The following is a 2171-nucleotide window of genomic DNA, read 5'->3' on the forward strand; positions in this document are numbered from 1 at the left end:
AAAGACTCTCTAACTCGATGGAATGTTTTACTGCATACCGGATCTTGCTTTTGCCAAAATGACGCCAAAGAGCCTTGAGTGGTCAATCGCTGAATATCATACAAAGCACGCCCCAAACACAATGTTGGCACATCATGCAGTAACGCAGATAATCCTACAGTACTGTTAATGGTAACTACGCCTTTTAATAAAGGATAGAGCGTTGGTAAGGGCAACTCATAACCGTAAAATACGCGGCCATTTAAATTCAGGTCTGACATTAACTGATTAATGCAGTTTCGGTAACTGACATAACCGCGATCCATCGGGTGGTGTTTGAATAACAAAATATCATCAGATAGCGCATGCTGTGCAAATGAGGTGACAACTTGCTTAATCATCTCCTCAACCGTTTCCAAATCAGCGTGCTCTCTTATCTGAAAATCTTCTGATACCTGTAACGGTACTAAAAAAATCCGCCCTTTATGATGCGTTTTTAGCTGCTGCAGGAGATCAGTATCTGCATGCAAATGGCGATATTTAATATAAGCGCCTTTTAGCCAGCCCATAGCCTCTTGCAACAATCCCCAAGGACGATGATCGATAAAATCAGGATAACGATGGCGTTTCAATGCCTTACTAATGTGATAATAACTCGCATACCATGCACGCACCGCAAATGTTTTGCCCACCTTAAGTGGCGCTTGGTACTCACTTGGCCACTGCAAGGAAGCTAACTGCTCTCGCTGTTCATACCACGGGCTAAACGCGTTAACACCACCGCGCTCTAACGTTACAAAGTCAGGGCGTAAATACCCCTCTTCAAAGGCCCAGAAAGGGATGTTTTTCAGCGTACACACCTGACTCGCGACCCAATGGTAATAACGGCAATCACCGTAACAAATCACTTTATCGATAGCATGCTGTTTTAATACTCGCCGAAAAAATGTATTCCACTCCTCTGGGCTACCGCGATAATTAATTCTTTTTCCCACACAAGGCCAACATTCATCACCACCGTTAAAATTAACTTTCACCACATGATGACCAGCCGATGACAAATGCTGGCTTAATGTTTGATAAAACGGCCCAAGCGGTCCTTGCAATAACAATATATTCATTCAAACAAAATCTCATTAGGGCAAAAGAGAACGTGTTGGTTTAAGCGTTTGAACTAAATAACCCAATTTAATTCGCCAACGCTGCCATCGGCTAACCCCCGCCGCAGTCGCATTTTTTTGCGCAGCTAAAAGATAAATTAACTGTTCAGGGCTACACCACAGCCCCGACTGCCAATCGATATAACGCGGATATTTAGCTAATGTGATATAAACCAGCGAGCTCAATGGTAATGTGCGTTGGCGTCGGGCTGGTGGATGCATATCGTAGGTTAATCCCCAACCGCTATAGAAAGGTTGCCCCCACGTTGTCACCTTCACCCCTTGTACCAGCGCCTCAAATCCACTGAGTGAAGTCATGGTATGCAACTCATCAATGTGCGGATATAAAGAGCCCAACCCGATATCAACTACTTGGCTATCCACACAGTACGCTAAACAACGCGCAGAAATCGCACCTTCGCGATTACCCGATACCACATCCGGATGAGGTTTAAACAGAATATGTGCATTTGGCTTGGCTTCACGCACCGCCCACAATAGCTGCTCATTGCTGCGGATAACCGGGCTACCGCATAAAATGGAGGCATCCCCATCAACCTGGCCAACAACCAAAACCAACTCACGACCATCTTGTGGCGGCGTATAGTCTTGATTCATGCCCACGTTGTATTTACTCACGCGTGTTGCCTGCAACTGCGCGAGTAATGACTCGGCTCGATTTTCTTCTGTCGCGCCTAAGATATGCGAATTGAGTAACTGCTCAAGCCGACTTGGCCGACGGCTATCAAAATAGATCCCCACAGGGTCGATAGACAGTGATGAAGGTCGGCATAAATTAGACCCCAATCCGTTGGAGCGAATAAAACCATCCTCAATACGGATCACTGATTGCAGTTCCGGATAACGATTTCCCCACACCAACACATGCTCGTCATCTTTTAGCTGTGCAGGAACGGTACGTACAAAACAAAGTTCATCGGCCAAATGCGCGCAAAATGTGCGCATAAAAGCGCGCTTCCACAGCGAAAAACCAACCAGATAAAGACGACGCCAAGCTCTAGGCTCTACCTG

Annotated in this window: 2 protein-coding genes; both read right to left on the reverse strand. The window is 45.9% G+C overall.

Translation table 11 applies throughout. From position 1 onward, the window contains the following. On the reverse strand, positions 1–1100 hold a 1100-nt coding region (locus ACRC27_RS00400), incomplete at its 3' end, for a capsular polysaccharide export protein, LipB/KpsS family (RefSeq protein ID WP_438638808.1). A gap of 15 nt (positions 1101–1115) precedes the next feature. Then, positions 1116–2171 (reverse strand): capsular polysaccharide export protein, LipB/KpsS family (locus ACRC27_RS00405; protein ID WP_438638810.1); only part of this gene is annotated, 1056 nt, incomplete at its 5' end.

Origin of the sequence: Plesiomonas sp., from assembly GCF_051650925.1 — a bacterium.
In the GTDB taxonomy this organism is placed as follows: domain Bacteria; phylum Pseudomonadota; class Gammaproteobacteria; order Enterobacterales; family CAMTGL01; genus Plesiomonas.